At 68.8% G+C, this 23,648-nt stretch carries 22 protein-coding genes; 12 read left to right on the top strand and 10 right to left on the bottom strand.

What is annotated here, in order from left to right; translation table 11 throughout:
- Positions 1–42 precede the first annotated feature (42 nt).
- From murB to recN, 8 genes are all read left to right on the top strand, one after another.
- On the top strand, positions 43–966 hold the full coding sequence (gene murB, locus H5395_RS02825) for a UDP-N-acetylmuramate dehydrogenase (RefSeq protein ID WP_182791015.1): 924 nt from the start codon (positions 43–45) through the stop codon (positions 964–966).
- 199 nt (positions 967–1,165) lie between these two features.
- Complete coding sequence (locus H5395_RS02820) at positions 1,166–2,053, top strand: D-alanine--D-alanine ligase (protein ID WP_234450968.1); 888 nt, start codon at positions 1,166–1,168, stop codon at positions 2,051–2,053.
- Positions 2,041–3,060 carry a cell division protein FtsQ/DivIB gene (locus H5395_RS02815; protein WP_370576355.1) on the top strand — a complete coding sequence of 340 codons (1,020 nt, stop codon included), beginning with the start codon at positions 2,041–2,043 and terminating at the stop codon, positions 3,058–3,060. The genes H5395_RS02820 and H5395_RS02815 overlap by 13 nt, the downstream gene beginning before the upstream one ends.
- A gap of 25 nt (positions 3,061–3,085) precedes the next feature.
- Complete coding sequence (gene ftsA / locus H5395_RS02810) at positions 3,086–4,423, top strand: cell division protein FtsA (RefSeq protein WP_182791013.1); 1,338 nt, start codon at positions 3,086–3,088, stop codon at positions 4,421–4,423.
- A 197-nt stretch (positions 4,424–4,620) separates the two neighbouring features.
- Positions 4,621–6,216 carry a cell division protein FtsZ gene (ftsZ, locus tag H5395_RS02805; protein WP_182791012.1) on the top strand — a complete coding sequence of 532 codons (1,596 nt, stop codon included), beginning with the start codon at positions 4,621–4,623 and terminating at the stop codon, positions 6,214–6,216.
- 231 nt (positions 6,217–6,447) lie between these two features.
- The gene (gene lpxC / locus H5395_RS02800) at positions 6,448–7,386 is read left to right on the top strand and encodes a UDP-3-O-acyl-N-acetylglucosamine deacetylase (RefSeq protein ID WP_182791011.1); all 939 of its coding nucleotides are present in this window, start codon (positions 6,448–6,450) and stop codon (positions 7,384–7,386) included.
- 167 nt (positions 7,387–7,553) lie between these two features.
- Complete coding sequence (locus tag H5395_RS02795) at positions 7,554–8,399, top strand: outer membrane protein assembly factor BamD (RefSeq protein ID WP_182791010.1); 846 nt, start codon at positions 7,554–7,556, stop codon at positions 8,397–8,399.
- Between the two features lie 28 nt (positions 8,400–8,427).
- The gene (recN, locus tag H5395_RS02790; RefSeq protein WP_182791009.1) at positions 8,428–10,101 is read left to right on the top strand and encodes a DNA repair protein RecN; all 1,674 of its coding nucleotides are present in this window, start codon (positions 8,428–8,430) and stop codon (positions 10,099–10,101) included.
- A gap of 18 nt (positions 10,102–10,119) precedes the next feature.
- Here recN and H5395_RS02785 read toward each other — a convergent pair whose 3' ends face one another.
- The 5 genes from H5395_RS02785 to H5395_RS02765 form a co-directional block, all read right to left on the bottom strand.
- The gene (locus H5395_RS02785) at positions 10,120–10,521 is read right to left on the bottom strand and encodes a hypothetical protein (RefSeq protein WP_182791008.1); all 402 of its coding nucleotides are present in this window, start codon (positions 10,519–10,521) and stop codon (positions 10,120–10,122) included.
- A gap of 56 nt (positions 10,522–10,577) precedes the next feature.
- Positions 10,578–11,465 (bottom strand): 3-hydroxyisobutyrate dehydrogenase, encoded by an 888-nt coding sequence (gene mmsB, locus H5395_RS02780; RefSeq protein WP_182791007.1) that lies wholly within the window; start codon positions 11,463–11,465, stop codon positions 10,578–10,580.
- Entirely contained in the window at positions 11,462–12,469 is a 1,008-nt protein-coding gene (locus H5395_RS02775; RefSeq protein WP_182791006.1) for an enoyl-CoA hydratase/isomerase family protein, read from the bottom strand. Before H5395_RS02775 ends, mmsB begins: the two co-directional genes overlap by 4 nt.
- Positions 12,469–13,614: an acyl-CoA dehydrogenase family protein gene (locus H5395_RS02770; protein WP_182791005.1), complete on the bottom strand. Its 1,146-nt coding sequence runs from the start codon at positions 13,612–13,614 to the stop codon at positions 12,469–12,471. Before H5395_RS02770 ends, H5395_RS02775 begins: the two co-directional genes overlap by 1 nt.
- A gap of 135 nt (positions 13,615–13,749) precedes the next feature.
- The gene (locus H5395_RS02765) at positions 13,750–15,249 is read right to left on the bottom strand and encodes a CoA-acylating methylmalonate-semialdehyde dehydrogenase (protein WP_182791109.1); all 1,500 of its coding nucleotides are present in this window, start codon (positions 15,247–15,249) and stop codon (positions 13,750–13,752) included.
- 96 nt (positions 15,250–15,345) lie between these two features.
- On the opposite strand from H5395_RS02765, the gene H5395_RS02760 reads away from it, so the two are divergent.
- The 4 genes from H5395_RS02760 (at position 15,346) to H5395_RS02745 (ending at position 18,273) form a co-directional block, all read left to right on the top strand.
- Positions 15,346–16,239 (top strand): LysR family transcriptional regulator, encoded by an 894-nt coding sequence (locus H5395_RS02760; protein WP_182791004.1) that lies wholly within the window; start codon positions 15,346–15,348, stop codon positions 16,237–16,239.
- A 56-nt stretch (positions 16,240–16,295) separates the two neighbouring features.
- On the top strand, positions 16,296–16,736 hold the full coding sequence (locus H5395_RS02755; RefSeq protein WP_182791003.1) for a CBS domain-containing protein: 441 nt from the start codon (positions 16,296–16,298) through the stop codon (positions 16,734–16,736).
- Between the two features lie 74 nt (positions 16,737–16,810).
- Complete coding sequence (gene coaD, locus H5395_RS02750; RefSeq protein WP_182791002.1) at positions 16,811–17,332, top strand: pantetheine-phosphate adenylyltransferase; 522 nt, start codon at positions 16,811–16,813, stop codon at positions 17,330–17,332.
- Positions 17,329–18,273 (top strand): DUF2189 domain-containing protein, encoded by a 945-nt coding sequence (locus tag H5395_RS02745; protein WP_182791001.1) that lies wholly within the window; start codon positions 17,329–17,331, stop codon positions 18,271–18,273. Before coaD ends, H5395_RS02745 begins: the two co-directional genes overlap by 4 nt.
- A 50-nt stretch (positions 18,274–18,323) precedes the next feature.
- Here the strand turns inward: H5395_RS02745 and H5395_RS02740 are convergent, their stop codons facing one another.
- The 5 genes from H5395_RS02740 to H5395_RS02720 all read right to left on the bottom strand — a co-directional run bounded on the left by H5395_RS02740 (position 18,324) and on the right by H5395_RS02720 (position 23,576).
- Entirely contained in the window at positions 18,324–18,818 is a 495-nt protein-coding gene (locus H5395_RS02740; protein WP_182791000.1) for a polymer-forming cytoskeletal protein, read from the bottom strand.
- Positions 18,808–20,034, bottom strand: coding sequence for a DUF5930 domain-containing protein (locus H5395_RS02735; RefSeq protein ID WP_182790999.1), 1,227 nt, complete (start codon positions 20,032–20,034; stop codon positions 18,808–18,810). Before H5395_RS02735 ends, H5395_RS02740 begins: the two co-directional genes overlap by 11 nt.
- A 189-nt stretch (positions 20,035–20,223) precedes the next feature.
- Positions 20,224–21,621, bottom strand: a complete 1,398-nt coding sequence (locus tag H5395_RS02730; RefSeq protein WP_182790998.1) for a short-chain fatty acyl-CoA regulator family protein — start codon at positions 21,619–21,621, stop codon at positions 20,224–20,226.
- Positions 21,622–21,741: 120 nt separating this feature from the next.
- Positions 21,742–22,092, bottom strand: a complete 351-nt coding sequence (locus H5395_RS02725) for a DMT family protein (RefSeq protein WP_182790997.1) — start codon at positions 22,090–22,092, stop codon at positions 21,742–21,744.
- On the bottom strand, positions 22,083–23,576 hold the full coding sequence (locus H5395_RS02720; RefSeq protein ID WP_182790996.1) for a replicative DNA helicase: 1,494 nt from the start codon (positions 23,574–23,576) through the stop codon (positions 22,083–22,085). The genes H5395_RS02725 and H5395_RS02720 overlap by 10 nt, the downstream gene beginning before the upstream one ends.
- Positions 23,577–23,648: the final 72 nt, after the last annotated feature.

Below are 23,648 nucleotides of genomic sequence, written 5' to 3'. Positions count from 1 at the left end.
CGACGGGGGCGGCTGCCCTAGGCGGGGGCCGCCGAAAGGAGTATGCCGATGACCAACCCTCCGCCCATCCGGGGCACGCTGACGCAGGACCGATCCTTGGCCGAGCTGACCTGGCTGCGCGTGGGCGGCCCGGCCGACTGGCTGTTCCAGCCTGCCGACCGAGACGACCTGGCGCTGTTCCTGCGGAACCTGCTGCCCGAGGTGCCGGTCTTCCCGATGGGCGTCGGCTCGAACCTGATCGTGCGCGACGGCGGCATCCGCGGCGTGGTGATCCGACTGGGCCGCGGCTTCAACGGCGTCGAGGTCGAGAACGGGCTTGTCCATGCCGGCGCCGCCGCGCTGGACATGCATGTGGCCCGCCGCGCGGCCGAGGCGGGGCTGGACCTGACCTTCCTGCGCACCATCCCCGGCACCATCGGGGGCGCGATCCGCATGAACGCGGGCTGCTACGGTTCCTATGTGGCCGACCATCTGGTGCAGGCCGAGGCGGTGACGCGGCAGGGTGATCTGCAGGTGCTGACCTCCGACGACCTGCGCTTCGCCTATCGCTCGTCGGCGCTGCCCGAAGGCTGGGTGCTGACCCGCGCCAGTTTCCACGCCGAGGCCGGCGACCCGCAGGCGCTGGCCGCGAAGATGGAGGCGCAGCTTGCGAAACGCGACGCTTCCCAGCCCACGAAGGACCGCACCGCCGGCTCGACCTTCCGCAACCCGGCGGGCTACAGTTCCACGGGGCGGGCGGACGACAGCCACGATCTCAAGGCCTGGAAGCTGATCGAGGACGCCGGCCTGCGCGGCCACCGCCTTGGCGGGGCGCAGATGAGCGAGAAGCACCCGAACTTCCTGCTCAACACCGGCGGGGCCACGGCAGCCGATCTCGAGGACTTGGGAGAGCTTGTCCGCGCCCGCGTCCGCGCGGCCAGCGGCCACGACCTTGCATGGGAGGTCGTGCGGGTCGGCGAGCGCTGATCGCGCAGAGCGTGTGTTCGCCGCGCGAACCCCCTTCCCCCGGCCACGGCTTTGTGACTATCATCACCGCATCGAACAGCGCCGTCTAAGGCGCGGCGAAACCGGGGGCGAAGATCCCCGAATCAGTCCCCGGCTTACGGGGCGAAAGGCAGATGTGGCGGGCAGGTCGAGCAGGACAGCCCACACCGTAGCGGTCCTGATGGGCGGCCCCTCGGCGGAACGAGAGGTGTCGTTGTCCTCGGGGCGCGGATGCGCGGATGCGCTGCGGGTGGCGGGGTATGAGGTGGTCGAGATCGCGCTCGGCCCGGATGACGGCGCGAGCCTGCCCCTGCGGCTGGCGGAAGCCTGTCCCGATGTGGTCTTCAATGCGCTGCATGGCCGGATGGGCGAGGACGGGCGCGTGCAGGGCCTGCTGGAATGGCTGGGCTACCGCTATACCCATTCGGGCGTGCTGGCCTCGGCGCTGGCGATGGACAAGACCCGTGCCAAGCAGGTCTTCCGCGAGGCCGGGCTGCCGGTCGTCGAAAGCGTGCTGGCCAGCCGCGAGGACGCGCGGGCCGAGCATCTGCTGCCGCCGCCCTATGTCGTGAAGCCGAATGACGAGGGGTCCTCGGTCGGCGTCTATATCGTCCGCGAGGGCGACAATGCCCCGCCGCTGTCTGACGACATGCCCGACGAGGTCATGGTCGAGGCCTATGCGCCGGGCCGTGAACTGACCGCGACGGTGCTGGGCGACCGCGCGCTGGGCGTGACCGAGATCGTCACCGACGGCTGGTATGACTACGAGGCCAAGTATTCGGCCGGCGGATCGCGCCACGTGGTCCCGGCCGAGATCCCCGATCAGATCACCCGCGCCTGTCTGGATTACGCGCTGCGGGCGCATGACGCGCTGGGTTGCCAGGGCCTGTCGCGCACCGATTTCCGCTGGGACGACAGCCGCGGTCTGGACGGACTGGTGATCCTTGAAACCAACACCCAGCCCGGCATGACGCCGACCTCGCTCGCCCCCGAGCAGGCGGCCCTTGCGGGCATCGATTTCCCCGCGCTGTGCCGCTGGATCGTGGAGGACGCGCTGTGTCGGGACTGAAGCATCTCACCCGGACCTTCCAGGCCGCGCGCCTGCCTGCGCCCATGCGCCGCGCCGGCGCGCGGCCGCAGCCCGCAACCGCCCCGCGGCGGGAACCGGGGCCTTCGCGGCTGGCCTACCGGCTGAACCGGCTGTGGCTGACGCCGCTTTACCGACGGCTGTTCCGCGTGGGCGTCCCGATCCTCGTGATCTGCGCCTTTGCCGGGGCGTGGCTGGCCGACGACACCCGCCGCGCGAACCTGACGGGCACGATGACGGCGATGGTGGACCGTATCCAGTCGCAGGAAGCCTTCATGGTCCACGGAATGCAGATCGAGGGCGCATCTCCTGCCGTGGACAAGGCGCTGCGGGCCATGCTGCCGGTGACGCTGCCCGCATCCAGCTTCGACATCGACCTGCCCGAACTGCGGGCCGCGGCCGAGCGGCTGGACGCGATCGAGAAGATGGAACTGCGGATCCAGCCCGGCGGGCTGTTGTCCGCCGTCGTGACCGAGCGGACGCCTGCGATCCTGTGGCGCCATGCGCGGGGGCTGGACCTGCTGGACGCGGGCGGCCATCGCGTGGCCTCCGTCACCTCGCGCGACGTGCGGACCGACCTGCCGATGATCGCGGGCGAGGGCGCGGGCCGTCACGCCGCCGAGGCCTTGGCGCTGATCAACGCCATCGGCCCGATCCTGCCGCGCCTGCGGGGCCTGGAACGCATGGGCGAGCGGCGCTGGGACGTGGTGCTGGACGGCGGCCAGCGGATCATGCTGCCGACCGACCGGCCGCTGCCGGCGCTGAAAAGGGTTCTCGCCATCGACCGCGAGGACGGGCTGCTGGCCCGCGACGTGGTGGCGGTGGACATGCGCGACCCCGCGCGCCCCGTGCTGCGGATGGGGCTGACGGCGCAGAACACGCTGCGCCGCGCCGCCGGGCTGCCGGAACTGGACGCCCAGGGCAACGAGATCGACCCCGAGGACGGGGCGAAGACCGGCGCCAAGACCGCAAGCGCGTCGCGCGGCTGACGACAGGGACAGGGGGACGACGGGGATGCGGGATCTTTACGAGGCTCAGCGGGCGATGCGGCAGGCGCGCCGCGCGGCGATGGCGCGGGGCGTGCTGGCGCTGCTGGACATCGGCACCTCGAAAGTCACCTGCATCATCCTGGAGTTCGACGGCCCCGGCCAGTTCCGCGGGGCCGACGGGGTCGGACCGATGGCCGGGCAATCCTCGTTCCGGGTGATCGGCCAGTTCACCACCCAGTCCCGCGGCGTCCGCTATGGCGAGATCGAGGCCATGGCCGAAACCGAGCGATGCGTCCGCCACGCGATCCAGGGGGCGCAGAACCAGGCCGGGCTTCGCGTCGATCACGTCATCGCCACCATCTCGGGCGGCCGCCCGGCCTCCTATGGCCTGGCCGGAGAGGTCCCGCTGCGTTCGGGCAAGGTGGCCGAGGCCGACATCGGCGCGGTCCTGGCCGCCTGCGAGGTCCCCGATTTCGGCCGCAACCGCGACGTGCTGCACGCCCAGCCGGTGAACTTCGCGGTCGATGCGCGCTCGGGGCTTTCGGACCCGCGCGATATCGTGGGCAACCGGCTGGCGGTGGACATGCACGTCCTGACCATCGACAGCACGACCGTGTCGAACCTGATCCACTGCATGCGGCGCTGCGACCTGGAACTCGCGGGCCTCGGCTCGGCCGCCTATGCGGCCGGGCGCGCGGCGCTGGTCGAGGACGAACAGGAACTGGGCGCGGCCTGCATCGACATGGGCGGCGGCGTCACCGGCGTGTCGCTTTTCCTCAAGAAGCACATGCTCTTTGCCGATGCCGTACCGATGGGGAGCGAGCTGGTCACCCGCGATATCAGCCAGGGATTGCGGGTGCCGATAACGGTGGCCGAATGGCTCAAGACCCGCCACGGCGGCCTTGAGGCGACCGGCCGCGACGACCGCGAGATGATCCCCGTCACCGACGGGAATCCCGACGACCAAGGGGGCGAGCGCCGGCATGTCAGCCGCGCCGACCTCATCGGCATCATGCGCCCGCGGGTCGAGGAAATCTTCGACGGCGTGCGCGAGATCCTGGACGCGGCGGGCTTCGACCAGATGCCCGCCCGCCAGGTGGTGCTGACCGGCGGCGGCAGCCAGATCCCCGGCCTCGACACGCTGGCCACGCGAATTCTCGGCTACAACGTGCGGATCGGGCGGCCCTTGCGGATACAGGGGCTGGCGCAGCAGCACACCGCCGCCTGCCATGCCGCGACCGTGGGGCTGGCCCTGCACGCGGCCAATCCGCAGGACGAATGGTGGGACTTCGAGATGCCCGCCGAACGGGCCGGGGTCGCGGGGATCGGCCGGGCGATCCGGTGGTTCCGGGCCAATTGGTAGGGGGGTGGCGCGGGCTGTCGCACCCGGTTGCACTATCGGCGGCATACCGCCAAAACCCGCCCCGACCGGGCCTCGAATCGGCGGACGGCGGACGATTGGTAAGTGACGCGAGGGCTCAATCTGATACCTTCGCGGCAAAAGAGCAGATTCGACCGGGCGCCCGACGCTCCGGCAGGCAAACAGAAGGGCAGGCGGCGATGAATCTCAACCTGATGATGAGTGACGACGAGGAACTGCGCCCGCGCATCACCGTCTTCGGCGTCGGCGGTGCCGGTGGCAACGCCGTCAACAACATGATCGAGAAGCAGCTTGACGGCGTGACCTTCGTGGTCGCCAACACCGACGCGCAGGCGCTGGCGCAAAGCCGTTCGGAAAGCCGCATCCAGCTTGGCCCCAAGGTCACCGAAGGGCTGGGCGCGGGGGCCAAGCCCTCGATCGGGGCCAAGGCCGCCGAGGAAACGATCGAGGACATTGTCGATCACCTGATGGGCGCGCACATGTGCTTCATCACCTGCGGCATGGGCGGCGGCACCGGCACCGGCGCGGCCCCGATCATCGCCCAGGCCGCGCGCGAGATGGGCATCCTGACCGTCGGCGTCGTGACCAAGCCCTTCCAGTTCGAGGGCAGCAAGCGGATGCGGCAGGCCGACGAGGGCGTCGAGAACCTGCAGAAGGTCGTGGACACCCTCATCATCATCCCCAACCAGAACCTGTTCCGCATCGCCAACGAGAAAACCACCTTCACCGAAGCCTTCGCCATGGCCGACGACGTGCTGTATCAGGGCGTCAAGGGCGTGACCGACCTGATGGTGCGCCCGGGCCTCATCAACCTCGACTTCGCCGACGTGCGCGCGGTGATGGACGAGATGGGCAAGGCCATGATGGGCGCGGGCGAAGCCACCGGCGACAACCGCGCGGTGGAAGCCGCCGAAAAGGCCATCGCCAACCCGCTGCTGGACGAGATCAGCCTGCATGGCGCCAAGGGCGTCCTGATCAACATCACCGGCGGCCACGACCTGACCCTGTTCGAAATGGACGAGGCGGCCGAGAAGATCCGCGAGAAGGTCGATCCCGAGGCCAACATCATCGTCGGCTCGACCCTTGATCCGTCGCTTGACGGCGCCGTCCGCGTCTCGGTCGTGGCCACCGGCATCGACAGCGCCGCCACGACGGAGGCCCCCGCCCCCCGCCGCGGGCTGAAAGAGCCGCTGACCCAGCACCCGACCGTCGGCCGCGCCGCCGCCCCCGCCGTCCCCGAGGAGGCGCCGGCCCCCGCCCGCCGCAGCCCGGTCATGGAGGCTCCCGCCGCGCGTCCGGCCCCGGTCGCCGAGGAGCTGCCGGAACCCGCCTACCGCCCGACGACCCCCGAGCCCGCGCCCGAGCCGCGCGTCCAGATCCGCCCGGACACCCGCAGCATGGACCAGCGGCTGAACGACCCGGCCAGCGACTTCACCGCGCCCGCGCGGCCGCAATCCCCGCGCGCCGAACCCTCCGCCGCGGTCAAGGAGCGGCTGGACCGCGCCCTCAACCGCGACGGCAGCGCCGGCCGCCCCGCCGCGCCCGAGCCCACCACTGCGCAGGGCAGGATGTCGGGCCTTGGCCGGATGCTGAACCGCGTCGCCGGCACCTCCGCCGAGGCCGAGCGTCCCCGCCCCGAGACGATCGCCGAGCGGGTGAACGACCGCATGGCCCGCGCCCGCAAGGCCGAAGCGGATTTCGACGATCTCGCCTCGCCGGACGCAGGCCAGGACAACGTCGAGATCCCGGCCTTCCTGCGCCGTCAGGCGAACTGACGGCCTGCCGCCGATCGCGACGGCGGCAAGGATCGACATGACAGCGAAAGGCCGCGCAAGCGGCCTTTTTTCTTTCGTGAACGGTTGCTTGCGGGGAATGCCCTGTTCCGGCGCGCGGCGGCGGTCCATGTTACAAGGCGTCACAAATCGTTAATTGAGAGACTCCCCCCGCGGACCTACATCGATCCTGACACGGGAACCGTTGCGTTCCCCAACAAGACGGACAGGACGATGCAAGCCACCCTCGCCACCCCCGCCCGCTTCAAGGGCGCCGGTCTCCACTCGGGGAAACCGGCCCGGCTGACCATCAACCCGGCCCCCGCCGGGCACGGCATCACGTTCCGCCGCACCGATCTGGGCGGCGCGCAGATTCCTGCGCGCTGGGATCACGTCGTTCCCTCGCCGCTCTGCAGCCTTCTTCAGGGCGAGGACGGCGTCACCGTCTCGACCGTCGAGCATGTCATGGCGGCGCTGGTCGGCACCGGCGTCCATAACGCGCTGATCGACATCGACGGGCCGGAAGTGCCGATCCTCGACGGCTCATCCGCGCCTTTCGTGGCAGGCATCCTCAAGGCCGGTTTGCGCCATTCGCCCGAGCCGCTGCGCGCCATCCGCGTCCTCAAGACGGTCGAGGTGCATGAGGGCGCGGGCTTTGCCCGGCTCTCGCCCGCCGACAGCCTGCAGATGGATTTCGCCATCGACTTCACCGACGCGGCCATCGGGCGGCAGCAGAAGCGGCTCGACCTCGCCAATGGCGCCTTCCTGCGCGAACTGATGGATTCGCGCACCTTCTGCCGCCAGGCGGATGTCGAGGCGATGAGGGCGAATGGCCTTGCCCTTGGCGGCACCTATTTCAACGCCGTCGTGGTGGACGGCGACCGGGTGCTGTCGCCCGGCGGGCTGCGTCACCGGGACGAACCCGTGCGCCACAAGATGCTGGACGCCGTGGGCGACCTCGCGCTGGCAGGCGCGCCGCTGCTGGCGCGCTACACCGGCAACCGTGCGGGCCATGCGATGACGAACCGCCTGCTGCGGACGCTGTTCGCCAATGACGACGCCTGGGAATGGACCACCTGCACCCCCGAGATCGAGGAACAGCTTCCCGGCGCGGGCGTCATCGCCCAGCGGGCCACCGCGCCGGTTGTCGCCCGCGTCCGCGCTGTCGCCTGACGCGTGTGGCGGCCTGAAAAGGGCGGGCGCCGCGGTCACAACTGCCTGAACACAGGGCGACTTGCCCTTTTGCGCGGGTCCATGTTGTGTGCTAGGACAGCCGGGCCACGCGGGCGTTGACGGGTGCGGGGCACGCGACCGCAGGACGACGGACAGACAGGACGGACATGGCATTCAGCAAAACGCGCCTCGTGCTCATGGCAGTCGCGCTGTCTCTTTCGCTGGCGGCTTGCGGGCGCGGCGGCGCTGGCGCGACGTCCGAGCCGCTGGACAATTTCACCGCCGAGGAAATCTACAAGCGCGGCGAATACGAACTTGAGAATCAGAACCGTCCCCAGGACGCCGTCCGCTATTTCAGCGAGATCGAGCGGCTTTATCCCTATTCCGAATGGTCCAAGCGCGCGCTGATCATGCAGGCCTATTCGCATCACAAGGCCCGCCAGTATGACGAGGCGCGGGCCGCGGCCCAGCGCTTCATCGACAACTATCCGGGCGACGAGGACGCGGCCTATGCCAAGTATCTGCTCGCGCTCAGCTATTACGACCAGGTGGACGAGGTCGGCCGCGACCAGGGCCTGACCTTCCAGGCCCTGCAGGGTCTGCGCGAGGTGATCGAGCAATATCCCGACAGCGAATACGCCCGCTCCTCGGTGCTGAAATTCGATCTCGCCTTCGACCATCTCGCCGGGAAAGAGATGGAGATCGGCCGCTATTACCTCAAGCGCGGCCACCACACTGCCGCCATCAACCGCTTCCGCGTCGTGGTCGAAGAGTTTCAGACCACCACCCACACGCCCGAGGCGCTGATGCGGCTGGTCGAGGCTTATCTTGCGCTCGGCCTGACCGACGAGGCGCAGACGGCGGGGGCGATCCTCGGGCACAACTTCCGCTCGTCGCCCTTCTACACCGACGCCTATGCCCAACTGCGGGGGCGGGGGCTGACGGCCACGCCGCAGGGCGACAGTTGGCTGACGCGGGTCTACCGCGAGGTGATCCAGGGCCGGTGGCTGTAACGGCCGCGGGCCGGCGGGGAACGGGCGGATGCTACGGACGCTGGACATACGCGACATCCTGCTGATCGACCGCTTGTCTCTGGATTTCGCGCCGGGGCTGAACGTGCTGACCGGAGAAACGGGTGCGGGCAAGTCGATCCTGCTGGACTGCCTCGGCTTCGTGCTGGGCTGGCGCGGCCGGGCCGAACTGGTCCGCGCCGGTGCGGCGCAGGGCGAGGTCACGGCCGTCTTCGACCTGCCTACCGAACACCCGGCGCGGACGGTGCTTGAGGACGCAGGCATCGAGGTCGAGGACGAACTGATCCTGCGCCGCGTCAACGCCGCCGATGGCCGCAAGACCGGCTGGATCAACGACCGCCGCGTCTCGGGCGAGGTGCTGCGGGCATTGTCCGACGCGCTGGTGGAACTGCATGGGCAGCATGACGACCGCGGCCTGCTGAACCCGCGCGGCCACCGGCTGCTCTTGGACGCTTTCGGGGCGCTGGACCTGTCGCAGGTCCGCGCCGCATGGACCGCCCGCCGGCAGGCAGCGACGGCGCTGGCCGAGGCCGAGGCGGCGCTGCAAGCCGCCCGGAAAGAGGAGGACTTCCTGCGCCATGCCGTGGCCGAACTGGAAAAGCTCGACCCGCAACCGGGCGAGGAGGCCACGCTCGATGTCGCCCGCCGCCAGATGCAGGCCGCCGAGCGGGTGCGGGGCGATGTCGCCCGCGCGCTGCAGATGCTGGCAGGGGCAGGGGCCGACCTCGGCGCCGAGGGGCTGATTGTCGAGGCGACCCGCTGGCTGGAAGGCGCCGCCGACAAGATCGGCGACAGTGACGAAGGGCTGTCCGAACCGCTGGTCGCCCTGTCCCGCGCTTCGATCGAACTGGGCGACGCCACCCGAGGGGTTGAGGACGCGCTGGCGCGCATGGACTTCGACCCCCGGACGCTGGAAGCGACTGAGGAGCGGCTTTTCGCCCTGCGCGCCCTTGCCCGCAAGCATGACGTGCTGCCGGACGATCTGGCGACGCTTGCCGCGGAACTCTCGACGCGCCTGCAGGCACTGGACGCGGGCGAGGCACGGATGGGCGAGCTTGAGCAGGCCGTCCGCGAGGCCGATGCCGCCTATGACGCGGCGGCGAAGAAGGTCAGCGCCGACAGGCGCGCGGCGGCAGGGCGGCTCGATACCGCCATGGCCGCCGAGCTTGCGCCCCTGAAGATGGAACGCGCCGTCTTCGAGACCCGCGTGACCGCAGGCGAGCCCGGTCCCGACGGCCGCGACAGCGTGGCCTTCACCGTCGCCACCAACCCCGGTGCCCCTGCCGGTCCGCTGGACCGCATCGCCTCGGGCGGCGAGCTTTCGCGCTTCCTGCTGGCGCTCAAGGTCTGCCTTGCCCGTGGCGGCGAGCCGCTGGTGATGATCTTCGATGAAATCGACCGCGGGGTCGGGGGCGCCACCGCCGATGCCGTCGGCCGCCGCCTCGCGCGGCTGGCAGAGGGCGCGCAGGTGCTGGTCGTCACCCATTCGCCGCAAGTCGCGGCCTTGGGGCAGCAGCATTTCCGGGTGGCCAAGTCGGTGGCGGATGGCGTCACCACCTCGCGGGTGGCGGCGCTGGACGACTCCGAGCGGGTCGAGGAGATCGCCCGGATGCTCGCCGGCGAAGAGATCACCCCTGCCGCCCGCGCCGCCGCCATCGCCCTGCTGACCTCCGCGCCCGCCTGAACCCTCAGGCCGCCGCGGTCAGTCGAGGATCGCCTCGACGCCCCGGATCACCGACAGCACCTTGGCCGAGCGTGCCTCGATCCGCACCAGCCTGCCGTCGATGATGGCGTAATGCTGCCCCTCGGGCGGGTCGGCAAGGCCGTAAAGCCCCGGCTTCCTGACAACATGCACGTCATTCCAATCGACGACCCGGCCGACCAGCGGACCATGTGCCGCCTGTCCGGGCAGAAGGCACCCCCCGTCATCCCTTGCCTGCCCCGGTGGACAGCCGGGCGGGTTTTGCTGCGCGACGACCACCCGTCCGTCCCTTTCCGCAGGGGCAGGACCGGGCGGGTTATCCCGGCCCGCCTGATCCGTCAGCGCGGCGGGCGCAAGCGACAGGGCCAGGGCGGCACCCGCAAGGAAACCGGAAAGTTTCATCCTGCGTCCTTTCTGCTGTGGCTGAACCAACGCGCCACCGGCAGGCAGGTTTCGCCTCAGTCCCCCGGCTGGCCCCCACGGGCGCGGGCGGCAAAGCGTGGCAGCATGGCCGAGAAGTCGAGGCCCCGGCCGTCCTCGCGCTCGACGAACTCGGTGTAAAGCCGCATCGCCATCTCACCCATCGGCGTATCCGCATCCGCGCTTTCGGCGGCCTGCTGCGACAGCCGCAGGTCCTTCAGCATCAGTTCGGCCGCAAATCCGGGTTTGTAGCCGTTATCGGCGGGCGAGACCGGCCCCACCCCCGGCGCCGGGCAATAGGCATTCATCGACCAGCTGTAGCCCGAGGACGTGGACACCACGTCAAACATCCGCGCCCGGTCCAGCCCCAGCTTGTCGGCCAGAGCGAAAGCCTCGCAGGTGGCGATCATGGTCACGCCCAGGATCATGTTGTTGCAGATCTTGGCGGCCTGTCCCGCGCCCGAATCGCCGCAATGGACGGCCTTCTGGCCCATGATGTCGAACAGCGGCTTCACCGTGGCGAAATCCCCGGCCAAGCCCCCGACCATGAAGGTCAGCGTCCCCGCCGCCGCCCCGCCGACGCCGCCCGAGACTGGCGCGTCCAGCGTCCCCAGCCCCGCGGCCCGCGCTTGGTCCGCCACCGCCCGGGCGCTGTCCACGTCCACGGTCGAGCAGTCGCACAACACCGCGCCCGCCTGCATCACCGGGATCACCTGCCCGGCGACGCTGCGCAGGATCTCGCCATTCGGCAGCATGGTGATGACCACCTCGGCCCCCCGTGCGGCCTCGGACGCGCTCAGCGCCGGGATCAGGCCCTCGACATCCGGCGCCGCCACGTCGAAGCCCGTGACTTCGTGCCCCGCCTGCGCGAGATTGCGGGCCATCGGGCCGCCCATGTTGCCAAGGCCGATAAAGGCGACCTTCATGCCTGTTCCTCCCACGTCAACTCGTTCGGGCCGAGATCGGCCAGCATCGCGTCCACCATCGCCGGGTCGGCCGCCGCCTTCCATGCCGGGTTGCGGTCCTTGTCGATGATCTGCGCCCGCACGCCTTCCAGGAAGTCGCTTTCCGCCGTCGCCCGGTGGGTGAAGCGGTATTCGCGCGAAAGCGATTCCTGCATCCGCCGGTCGCCGCGCGCCGCCCTGACCATCGCCAGCGTCGCCGCCATCGACAGGGGCGAGTTGCGGCGCATCACCTTCAGCGCCTCGGCGTCGCCCGCATGTTCCAGCGCGCCGATGATGTCCTCGACCGTGCGGCCTCCAAAGGCCGACAGGTCGCGGCTTTCCAGTGCCGCCGGGGGCAGGGTCCCCCGTTTCAGGACCGAGATGTCGCCGGTTTCGGCCAACTGCTCCTTCACCGCCGCCCACTCGGCCTCGGGCAGATAGATGTCGGCAAACCCCGCGTGGATGGCGTCGCCCGCGCCCATCCGGGCGCCGGTCAGCCCCAGATATTCCCCGATCCGTCCCGGTGCGCGGGCCAGAAGCCATGTCCCGCCCACGTCCGGGATCAGCCCGATGCCCGATTCCGGCATCGCCACCTGCGTCGTGTCGCCCACGACCCGATGTGAGGCATGGCCGCCGATCCCCACGCCGCCGCCCATGACAAAGCCCTGCATGAAGGCGGTGATAGGCTTGGGAAAATCCCTGATCGTCGCGTTCATGCGGTATTCGTCCGCGAAGAACTGCTGCCCGATCCCGTGGTCGCCCGCCCGGCCGCCGTGATAGACCGCCGCGATGTCGCCTCCCGCGCAGAAGGCGCGATCGCCTTCGGCGTCGATGATGACCAGCCTCACGGCCGGATCGTCGCGCCAGCCGTCAAGCGCCGCCTTGATCGCGTTCGCCATCTCGTGGCTCAGCGCGTTCAGCGCCTTGGGGCGGTTCAGGGTAATGCGGCCCGCGTGATGGTCGCGGCGGATGTTCAGGTCGTCCATCAGCCCCTCTCGGCCAGCATGGCGCGGCTGACGATCAGCCGCATGATCTCGTTGGTGCCTTCCAGGATCTGGTGCACCCGCAGGTCGCGCACGATCTTTTCCACACCATAGTCGGCCAGGTAGCCATAGCCACCATGCAGTTGCAGGCAGCCGTTCGCCACCTCGAAGGCGCGGTCGGTGACATACATCTTGGCCATGGCGCAGAACTTGGTCGCGTCCGGGGCCTTGTTGTCCAGCTTCCACGCCGCCTGCCGCAGGAAGGTGCGGGCGGATTGCAGCGCGACCTCCATCTCGGCCAGCCGGAACTGCAGCGCCTGGAACTGGTCGAGGCTTTTGCCGAAGGCCTTCCGCTCGCCCATGTAGACCAGCGTCCGGTCCAGCGCCGCCTGCGCTCCGCCCAAGGCGCCCGCCGCGATGTTCAGGCGGCCGCCGTCGAGGCCGGCCATGGCGTAGGCGAAGCCGCGCCCTTCCTCGCCCAGCAGGTTCTCGGCCGGGATCGCGCAGTCGTCGAACTGCACCGCGGTCGTCGGCTGCGCCTGCCAGCCCATCTTCTGTTCCAGCGCGCCGAAGGACAGGCCCGGCGCGCCGTCCTCGACCACCACGGTCGAGATGCCCTTCGGCCCGTCTTCGCCGGTCCGAACCATGCAGACGTAAGCATCCGAATAGCCGCCGCCCGAGATGAAGGCCTTGGTCCCGTTCAGCTTCCAGCCCTCGTTCGTCCGCTCGGCCCGCGTCCGCAGCGCCGCCGCGTCCGAGCCGCTGCCGGGTTCGGTCAGGCAGTAGGAAAACACCTTCCGCATGCTGCAGAGGTCGGGCAGCCAGCGCTCCTTGTCCTCGGGCTTGCCGAACTTGTCGATCGTTCCCCCGCACATGTTGTGGATCGACAGGAACGATCCCACCGCCGGATCGGCCATCGCCAGCGCCTCGAAGACCAGCGTGGCGTCCAGCCGCGTCAGCCCCGAGCCGCCATATTCCTCGGATACGTAAAGCCCGCCGAAGCCCAGTTCGGCGATGCGCGGCCACAGGTCCTTGGGGATGGTCCCCGCTGCCTCCCATTCGCGCGAATGGGGCGCGATGTGCTCGGCCCCGAAATCGCGCGCCATGTCGAAGATGGCCTGCTGTTCCTCGGTCAGTGCGAAATCCATGCGACCTCCCCTTGCATCCTCTTGCGGCCAGTACATCGGGGTTTGCGCATCCCGCGCAAGCCACGACGCTCCGGTCCATCTTCTTCGTGGAAATATCCCCGGGGTCCGGGGCAGCGCCCCGGTCCCGCGCCTCCGTCAGTCCATCGCCTTGAAGTTGAAGGCCGCCCCTTCCTTGATCCCCGAGGGCCAGCGCGAGGTCACCGTCTTGGTGCGGGTATAGAAGCGGAAGGCGTCCGGCCCGTGCTGGTTCAGGTCGCCGAAGCCCGATTTCTTCCAGCCGCCGAAGGTGAAATAGGCCAGCGGCACCGGGATCGGCACGTTGATCCCGATCATGCCCACGTTCACCCGGCTGGCGAAGTCGCGCGCCGCGTCCCCGTCGCGGGTGAAGATCGCGGTGCCGTTGCCGTATTCGTGGTCCATCGCCAGCCCCAGCGCCTCCTCGTAGGACGCGGCGCGGACGGTAGACAGCACCGGCCCGAAGATTTCCTTCCGGTAGATGTCCATGTCGGGCGTCACCCGGTCGAACAGATGCGGGCCGACGAAGAAGCCGTCCTCATAGCCCTGCAGGCTGAAGTCGCGGCCATCCACGACAAGTTCCGCGCCTTGCTGAATCCCGGTTTCCACCAGCCGCAGGATGTTCTCCTTGGCGGCCTTCGTCACGACGGGGCCGTAATCCACATCGTTCCCGGCGGTCCAGGGACCGACCTTCAGCTTTTCGATCCGGGGCACCAGCTTCTCGATCAGGCGGTCGGCGGTCTCCTCGCCCACCGGCACGGCCACGGAAATCGCCATGCAGCGTTCGCCCGCAGCCCCATAGCCCGCGCCGACCAGAGCATCCGCCGCCTGGTCCATGTCGGCGTCGGGCATGATGATCATGTGGTTCTTGGCGCCGCCGAAACACTGCGCCCGCTTGCCGGTCTGGGCCGCGCGCTCATAGATATACTGCGCGATGGGGGTGGAACCCACGAAGCCCACCGCCTGGATGATCTCGCTGTCCAGAATCGCGTCCACCGCGTCCTTGTCGCCGTGGACGACCTGCAGCACGCCATCCGGCAGCCCCGCTTCCTTGAACAACGCCGCGATCATGTTCGGCACGGTCGGGTCACGCTCGGACGGCTTCAGGATCACCGCGTTGCCGGACGCCAGCGCCGGGCCCAGCTTCCACAGCGGGATCATCGCCGGGAAGTTGAAGGGCGTGATCGCGGCCACGACCCCAAGCGGTTGGCGCATCGAATACATGTCGATTCCGGGGCCGGCGCCGTCGATGAACTCGCCCTTCAACTGGTGCGGCGCGCCGACCGAGAACTCGATCACTTCAAGGCCGCGCTGGATGTCGCCCTTGGCGTCGGGAAAGGTCTTGCCATGCTCGGATGACAGCATCTCGGCCATCTTGTCCATGTCGCGGTTCAGCAGCCGCACCATCTCCATCATGACGCGGGCGCGGCGCTGGGGGTTGGTGGCGCCCCATTTCACCTGCGCCTCGGCCGCGCGGGCGATGGCCTCGTCCATCTCGGCCTTGCTGGCGAGATCGACCTTGGCCTGCACCTCGCCGGTGGCCGGGTTGAAGACATCGGCGGTGCGGCCGGACGTGCCGGGCGCTTCCTTGCCGTCGATCCAGTGATGAACGGAACGCATCATAGGCTCTCCCCTGATTTTCGGGCGAACCATAGCCTTGCACAAACGCCTGCGTAAAGCGACGATCCGGCCAAACGGTTTTGCAGGATTGCAGGGATGGACTGGGACGACCTGCGCATCTTCCTTGCCGTCGCGCGCGAGGAGTCGCTCTCCCGCGCCGGGCGGCGGCTGGGGATGGACGCCTCGACCGTGGGCCGCCGCATCGCCCGGCTGGAAACCGCGCTGGGCCGCGTCCTTTTCGCCAAGACCCCGCAGGGCTATGCGGTGACGACGGAAGGCGCGGCGCTGGTCCCCCATGCCGAGGCCGCCGAGGCCGCGGCGCAGGCGGCGGCCGAATCCTTCACGCGAACCCTTGGCGGCCAGCTTCGCATCGGCGCCCCGGACGGCTGCGCCAACTACCTGCTGCCGCAGCTTGCCGCGCGGCTGATGGCCGAGCATCCGGGGCTGGAGGTCCAGATCGTCGCCCTGCCGCGCGTCTTCAACCTTTCCCGGCGCGAGGCCGACATGGCCATCGCCGTCAGCCGCCCGCAGACGGGCCGGGCGGCGATCCAGAAGATCGCCGATTACCAACTGCACTTGGCAGGGCACGCCGACTACCTCGACCGCCACCCGCCGATCCAAGGCCGTGCCGATCTGAAAGGCCACCGGATGATCGGCTATATCCCCGAGATGATCTTCGACCGCGAACTGGACTACTTGTCGGAAACGGGGGCGGATCACGCGGCGCTGTCCTCGAACTCGGTCAGCGTGCAGTTGCAGGCGATCCGGGTGGGGGCAGGCTTGGGGATCGTCCACGACTTCGCCATCCCCTTCGCGCCCGGCGTGCGGCGGCTGCTGGCCGACGAGATTTCGCTGACCCGGTCCTTCTGGCTGCTGCGCCCGGCCGACGACCGCCGGTCCGACCGGCTGAACCGGCTGGCCGAGGCAGTGGCCAACGGCCTCAGGCGCGAGATCGCGCGGCTTGAGGCTTCCGTCCAAGCGCAGGGTTGACGAAACGATCCTGCGCGGCAACGCTGGGTGGTGAAACGAATGCGAAGGTGCCCGCCATGATCGTCAAGCAGATCCTCGCCATGAAAGCCGGCCCGGAGGAAATCGTGACGGTCCGTCCCGATTCGACCGTAGGCGAGGCCGCGCGGCTTCTGTCCGAACGCCGCATCGGCGCGGTGGTCGTGTCCTCGGACGGGCGCAGGGCCGAAGGCATCCTGTCGGAACGCGACATCGTGCGCGAACTCGGCCGTTCCGGCCCCGATGTGCTGGACCGCAAGGCCAGCGAGCTGATGACCAGCAAGGTCATGACCTGCGTCTGCGGCGATGACGCGCTGGAACTGCTGGACCGGATGACCAAGGGACGCTTCCGCCATCTGCCGGTACTGGACGACAAGGGCGAGATGCTGGGCGTGGTGTCCATCGGTGACGTGGTCTTCGGCCGGCTCAAGGAACTGAATGCCGAGAAAGAGGCGCTGACCGGCATGATCATGGGCAACTGAAGCCCCCTTGCCGCTTGCAAAGCGCCCGAGTTTGACGTTTTCCGTCGTGACGGAACCGTGAACGGAGCAGCCCCATGCGGATCGGCCTTTACCCCGGCACCTTCGACCCGATCACACTGGGCCATGTGGACATCATCCAGCGGGCCGCCACCTTGGTGGACCGGCTGGTGATCGGCGTCGCCATCAACCGCGACAAGGGACCGCTGTTCCCGCTGGAAGAGCGCGTGGCGATGGTCGAGGCCGAATGCGAGGCGGTTGCCCGCACGACCGGCATCGAGATCGTCGTCCACCCCTTCGAGAACCTGCTGATCGACTGCGCCCGCGACGTGGGCGCCAGCGTGATCCTGCGCGGGCTGCGGGCGGTCGCGGATTTTGAATATGAATTCCAGATGGTCGGCATGAACCGCGCGCTCGATTCCAGCGTGGAAACGGTGTTCCTGATGGCCGACGCGCGCCGGCAGGCCATCGCCTCGAAGCTGGTGAAGGAAATCGCCCGGCTGGGGGGGGACGTGTCCAAGTTCGTGCCACCGGCGATCAACCGGGCGCTGCGGGACCGCTATGCCCTTGCCGCCGGCAGCGGAAAGCCCGCCGGATGAGAGAACCGCGTCCCCCCCGGCCGATCCCCGATCCCACCCGCCCGCCGATGCCCGACCCGGCGCCGGACCCCGCGCCCGAGCCGCGCGCGCGGCGCACGAACTTCACCCGCCTGACGACGCATGACGAACGGTCCACCCCCTACAGCCCGGCCTCGCTGCGGGCCGACATCGCGGCGGACAGGATTCCTGAACCCGCGCTGATCGGCTTCGACGCGATCATCGATTCGCTGAAGGCGGGCTGGTCGGATTTCCGCCGCGCCCCGGCCTTCGGGCTGTTCTTCGCCGCCTTCTATGTGCTGGGCGGGCTGGTCCTGACGGCGGTGGCCGCCGCCTCGGGGCAGGAATGGTGGCTGATGCCCTTCATCGTGGGCTTTCCCCTGCTCGCCCCCTTTGCGGGCGTGGGTCTCTACGAGGTCAGCCGCAGGCTCGAATCCGGCGAGGCGCTGGACTGGGCGGGCGTGCTGGGCGTGGTCTTCGCCCAGAAGGACCGGCAGGTGCCGTTGATGGCCATGGCAATCCTGCTGATGTTCATGTTCTGGGTCTTTGTCGCCCACACGATCTTTGCCGTCTTCATGGGCATCCAGTCGCTGACGAACATCACCAACTCGCCCGAACTGCTGCTGCAGCCCCGCGGCCTGACCATGCTGGCGCTGGGCACGGTTATCGGCGCGGGCTTCGCCGCGGCCCTGTTCGGCATGACCGTGGGCGGATTGCCGCTGATCCTCGACCGCGAGGTGGACCTGGTCAGCGCCATCATCGCCAGCTTCGACGCGGTGACGGCAAACCCGCTGGTGATGCTGGCCTGGGCAGTCACGATCGCGGCGATCCTGTTTGCCGGCATCGCGCCGCTGTTCCTGGGGCTGTTCGTGGCCCTGCCGGTGCTGGGCCATGCAAGCTGGCACATGTATCGCCACCTGCTGCCGCCCGAGGACTGGGACTGAAACGACACCGGGCGCCCGAAGGCGCCCGTCATCTCAGATCCAAAGGACGATCAGGCGTCCAGATCGGCCGACACGGGCGGCGCCAGCTTGGGCGTGATGCCGTTGCCCAGCGGGTCTTCCTGCCGCTGGACCGAGCCTTCGAAATGCGCGCCCGATTCGATGGCGATGGTCTTGTGGACGATGTCGCCTTCCACCCGCGCGGTTGCCGACAGCCGGACCTTGAGGCCGCGCACCCGGCCCACGACGCGGCCGTTCACGATGATCTCTTCGGCCACGATCTCGCCCCGGATGGTGGCGCTTTCGCCGACCGTCAACTGGTGGGCGCGGATGTCGCCTTCCACCGTGCCCTCGATCTGGGCATCGCCCTGGGTGGTGATGTTGCCCTTGACCGTCAGGTCGCTGGACAGGACCGACGGCCCTGACCGGGTGCGCATCGCGGCGGGCGGGGGAAAGTCGGGTTTCATGTCCATGGCGGGCCGGTTCATTTCCGATTCTTGGGATTGGGCACGGGGGCCGGGGTCGGTGACGCGGGTTTTAGAAAACATTCTGTGCGGCCTTGATGAAGCTCATGGGATTCACGGCCTTCCCGTCCACGCGCACTTCATAGTGCAGATGCGGTCCGGTCGAGCGGCCAGTGTTGCCCATATCACCGATCAGGCTGTTGCGCGAGACCTTCTGCCCGGCTTTCACCCGGATCTTGGACAGGTGGCCATAGCGGGTCTCGGTCCCCAGCTCGTGCTGGATCTTGATGAGGTTGCCATAGCCGCGCTGCCAGCCGGCATAGGTCACGACACCGTCGGCGGTGGAAAAGATCGGGGTGCCCACTGGACCGGCAAGGTCCAGCCCCTGGTGCTGGCGGCCCCAGCGCGGACCGAAACCCGAGGTGAAGCGGAAGGCCGACTTGACCGGCATCGCCAGCGGCAGCTTGCTGACGGCGATCTTGTAATCCTTGACCTTGCCCAGCGAGACCATGACCTCGGTCGCCCGCGCCTCGGATTCGCTGATGGCGGCATTGCCGCGCGACGAATAGCCCATGGGCGTCAGGGGCCCGCCGGTGCCCTCGTAGCCCTCGCGCACGGTGGCCAGCAGGCGGTCGCTGTCCACGCCGACCTGCTCGAACATCTCGTCCAGCGGCTTGACCGACATCTCGACGGCTTCTTCCAGCCGGGCAAAGATTTCCTCGTTGCGCTTCAGCATGGCGTCACGCTCGACCGCCATGGCCTCGGCGGTGCGGATGGCGGCATCGGCGCGCAGGCTGGCCGCGGTCCTTGCCGCGGCGGTGGCGGCCAGTTCGCTCGACAGCGCCCCCAAGGCCACCGACATTTCCTCGGCACGGGCGGCCTGCGGCCCGGCGTCCATCGTTCCGGCCTGGCGCGCCGCCTCGGTTTCCGCCTGCACGTCGTGCAGCGCGGCCTGGATCGCGCCGATGCCGCTTTCCAGCTCGCGCCGCTTTTCCTCGGATGCCAGCAGGTGCGACTGCATGGCCGAGATCTGGTCCAGCGCCGCGGTGAAGCGGCTCTGCGCAGCGGCGGCCTCGGCGGCGCGGGTGTCGCGCTCGGCGGCAAGCTGCTGAAGCTGCTGTTCCATCGCCGCGGATGCATTGCGCGGCGCGGTCCCGCCCATGGCGTCCAGCGTCAGGATCGAGCTTGCGGCGGCCGCCCATCCGACCACCACCACCATGCCGAGCCGCCGGACCAGCGGGCGGCGTGCAGGGGAAACAGGGGCAATGGTTGCGGGACGGTCAACAGCCGGTCGCGTCATGGGGGTTATCCATTCGTGAAGGCCGAGGCGGTCGCCTCGCGGTTGCGGCTTGCTAGCGGAAACCGTGGCAGACCTGCAACGCTTCACGAAATCTTTGCAGCAGGGTCGGCGGAAGCCCGCGCAGGAAAGCCGTTCCGGTGGAGAGTTTCCGCCCAATCACAGCGGCGCGACCACTCGTGTCTTGCTCTTTCAGGCCATGGCATAGGGCAGGGGACCGGTGCGGTCCTCGGGAATCTTCACCTCGCGGTCGATGGACGGGACGGACCGCTGGTGGCAGTCCTGCCGGGGGCAGATGCGGCAACTGACGCCGATCTGCTCGTAGCCCGCCGGATTTCCGACATCGAGATCGTCGGCATAGGTCAAGTCGCGCGCATGGGTGATCTCGCAGCCGAGGCAGATGGCAAAGCGCCGCACGGGCGCGCGGAAGGACCCGCCGGGCTTGGCCACCTCGCGCGACAGGCACAGGTAACGCACCCCGTCCGGCGTCTGCGCCAGTTGCCGCAGGAACCGGCCCGGAGTCTCGAAGGCGCGATGCACGTTCCACAGGGGACAGGCACCGCCGAAGCGGGCGAATTGCAGGCGCGTGGCGGAATGGCGCTTGGTGATGGTGCCCGCCTGATCGACCCGGACGAAGAAGAAGGGGATGCCGCGTTCCCCCGCCCGCTGCAGGGTGGACAGCCGGTGCGCCACCTGCTCCAGCGAGGCGCCGAAGAGATGCGACAGCCGTTCCAGATCGTGCCGTTCCGCCCGCGCCGCCGCCAGGAAGGCGCGATAGGGCAGTAGGGCCGCGCCGGCGAAATAATTGGCCAGCCCCAGCCGGGCGATGTCGCGGGCGGCATTGCTGCGGAACCGCGCAAGGTCCAGCGTCGCGTCCAGCAACTCGCCCCGCGTTTCCCGCGCGACGAGGTTCAGCAACTGGAACACCTGCGTGGCGGGATCGGCCAGCGTGTTCAGCGTGACCACGTCGCCCTCGCGCCGAAAGACCGATCCCGCCGCAAGCTCGGCCGAGCGGACGGTGATCCCCCGCTCGCCCAGCGCGGCCAGCGCCCGGTCCATCGGCGGGGCGCGGCGTCCCTCGGGGCAGGCGAAGCGTTCGGCGGCGCGGTCCACGGCGTCGATGTAATTGTCGCAGTAATGGAAGAAGTCGCGCACCTCCTCCCATGGCGAGGTGAGCGCATTCTGGCCCGTGGGGCCGAAAGCCTCGTCCAGCGCCGCCAGCCGGTCCTGCCCGGCGCGATGGGCGCGGTAAAGGTCCAGAAATGCCCGCACCAGCCCCGGCGTGTTGGACGCGGCCAGCCGCATGTCGGCCAGCGTCGGCGTCGCGGCGAACAGCGGATCGGCCAGCGCCTCGGCCAGATCGACCACCATCCGGTCGCCGTCCCCCGTTGCCAGCGCCCCCACGTCCACCGAGAACTCGGACGCCAGCCGCAGCAGCACCCCGGCCGAGACGGGACGGTGGTTGTTTTCCATCTGGCTGAGATAGGGCAGGGACACGCCCAGCCGGTCGGCAAAGACCCGCTGCGTCAGCCCGTGGCGGTTGCGCGTCTCGCGCAGCGAGGCGCCGGCGTAGATCTTGTGGCTGGCCATCGATCCCTCCTGCCGCGTCGTTTGCAAAATCACGGTGGTTTTGCAAACGCAAATGCAGGGTGGCGTTCAGATCGACTGTGCATCACCTGTGCATCGGTCGTGCATCCGCTGCAAAGTCCCTCAGCCCCAGTCGTGGAAGACGAACCAGGCCCCCGCGCAGATCAGCCCGAAGCCCACGGCGTGCTGCCACCCCAGCCGCTCGCCGAGGTAAAGCCACGAGAAGCCGGCAAAGACGGTCAGGCTGATGACCTCCTGGATCGTCTTCAACTGGGCCGCGCTGAAATGCCCGTGCCCGATGCGGTTCGCGGGCACCTGCAGCAGATATTCGAAGAAGGCGATGCCCCAACTGACGAGAATCACCATCAAAAGAGGCGCCGTCTTGAACTTGAGATGTCCATACCAGGCGACGGTCATGAACAGGTTGGATGCGATCAGCAGGCCGATGGTGACGGCCGGGACGCTCAGCCCCATTGCTGGACGTGGTTCCGCGCCAGGTTGCCGAAGCGGGTGAAGCGGCCCTCGAAGCTCAGTTCCACCGAGCCGATGGGTCCGTGGCGCTGCTTGCCGATGATGACCTCGGCCTTGCCGTGGACCTGCTCCATCACCTGCTGCCAGGTCGCCATCTTGTCGAGGTCGTGGTCCGAGGGCTTCTCGCGCTCGCGGTAATATTCCTCTCGAAAGACGAACATCACGATGTCGGCGTCCTGCTCGATGGACCCGGATTCGCGCAGATCCGACAGCTGCGGGCGCTTGTCCTCGCGGTTCTCGACCTGACGGGAAAGCTGGGACAGTGCGATCACGGGGATGTTCAGTTCCTTGGCGATGGCCTTGAGCCCTTGCGTGATCTCGCTCACCTCGTTCACGCGGCTGTCCTTGGCAGAAGCCGCGCGCAGAAGCTGCAAGTAGTCCACGATCAGCACGTCCAACCCCATCGTCCGCTTCAGCTTGCGGGCGCGGGCGGCCAACTGGTTGATCGGCAGCGCCGGCGTGTCGTCGATATACAGCGGGCAGTTCTGCAGCGCATGGGCCGCTTCCACGAAGCGGCGGAACTCCTCTTCGGAAAGCTCACCCCGCCGGATCATCTCGCTGGGCACTTCCGATGCCTCAGAGAGAATCCGCGCGGCAAGCTGTTCCGCCGACATTTCCAGCGAGAAGAATCCGACGATGCCGCCGTCCACGGTGCCCCGGCTGCCGTCGGGCAACTCGCCCATCCGGTGCGCCTTGGCGACGTTGAAGGCGATGTTGGTCGCAAGCGAGGTCTTTCCCATCGACGGCCGCCCGGCCAGGATCAGCAGGTCCGACTTGTTCAGGCCGCCCAGCTTGGCATCCAGATCGGACAGCCCGGTCGAGATCCCCGACAGTTTGCCACCGCGCTGATAGGCGGCGTTTGCGGTTTCCACTGCGCCGGTGACGGCCTGCAGGAAAGACTGGAACCCGCGTTCCGCCACGCCCTGCTCGCCCAGCTTGTAAAGCGTCTGCTCGGCGGTCTTGATCTGCTCCTCGGCGTCGTCATCGATGACGACGGTCGCGGCACGGGCCGAGATTTCCTGCCCCAGCGAAATCAGTTCGCGCCGCAGGGCGAACTCGCGGATCATCTTCGCATAATCGCGCGCGGCGTAGGAGGAGACCGCCGCCCCGGCCAGACGCGCGAGATAGGCGGGGCCGCCCAGTTCCTTCAGCCCCGCGTCATGTTCCATGAAGGCCTTGATCGTCACCGGGCTGGCCAGGGCGTTCCTGACGATGCGTTCCGAACACAGCTCGAAGATGCGGCGGTGGACGGGGTCGTAGAAATGCTCGGCCCGGATCAGGCGGGTGATCGAATCGAACACGTCGTTGTTGGTCAGCAGTGCGCCCAGAAGCTGCTGTTCGGCCTCGATCGAGAAGGGCACGGAGGGGGTATCGGACTCATCGGCACCCGCCACAGGGCGGGGCGTGAGCGCGCGAAGCTCGTTCATCTCATGTCCTCGACTCGGGTGCGCCCGACTATCTCATGACAGGGGGCGGGGGTCCACGATCACGCCCCGTAT

Origin of the sequence: Paracoccus sp. MC1854 (genome assembly GCF_014164635.1) — a bacterium.
Classification (GTDB): Bacteria; Pseudomonadota; Alphaproteobacteria; order Rhodobacterales; family Rhodobacteraceae; genus Paracoccus.
Note: the sequence above shows the minus strand (reverse complement) of the source record. Positions and strands in the feature narration are given on the sequence as shown.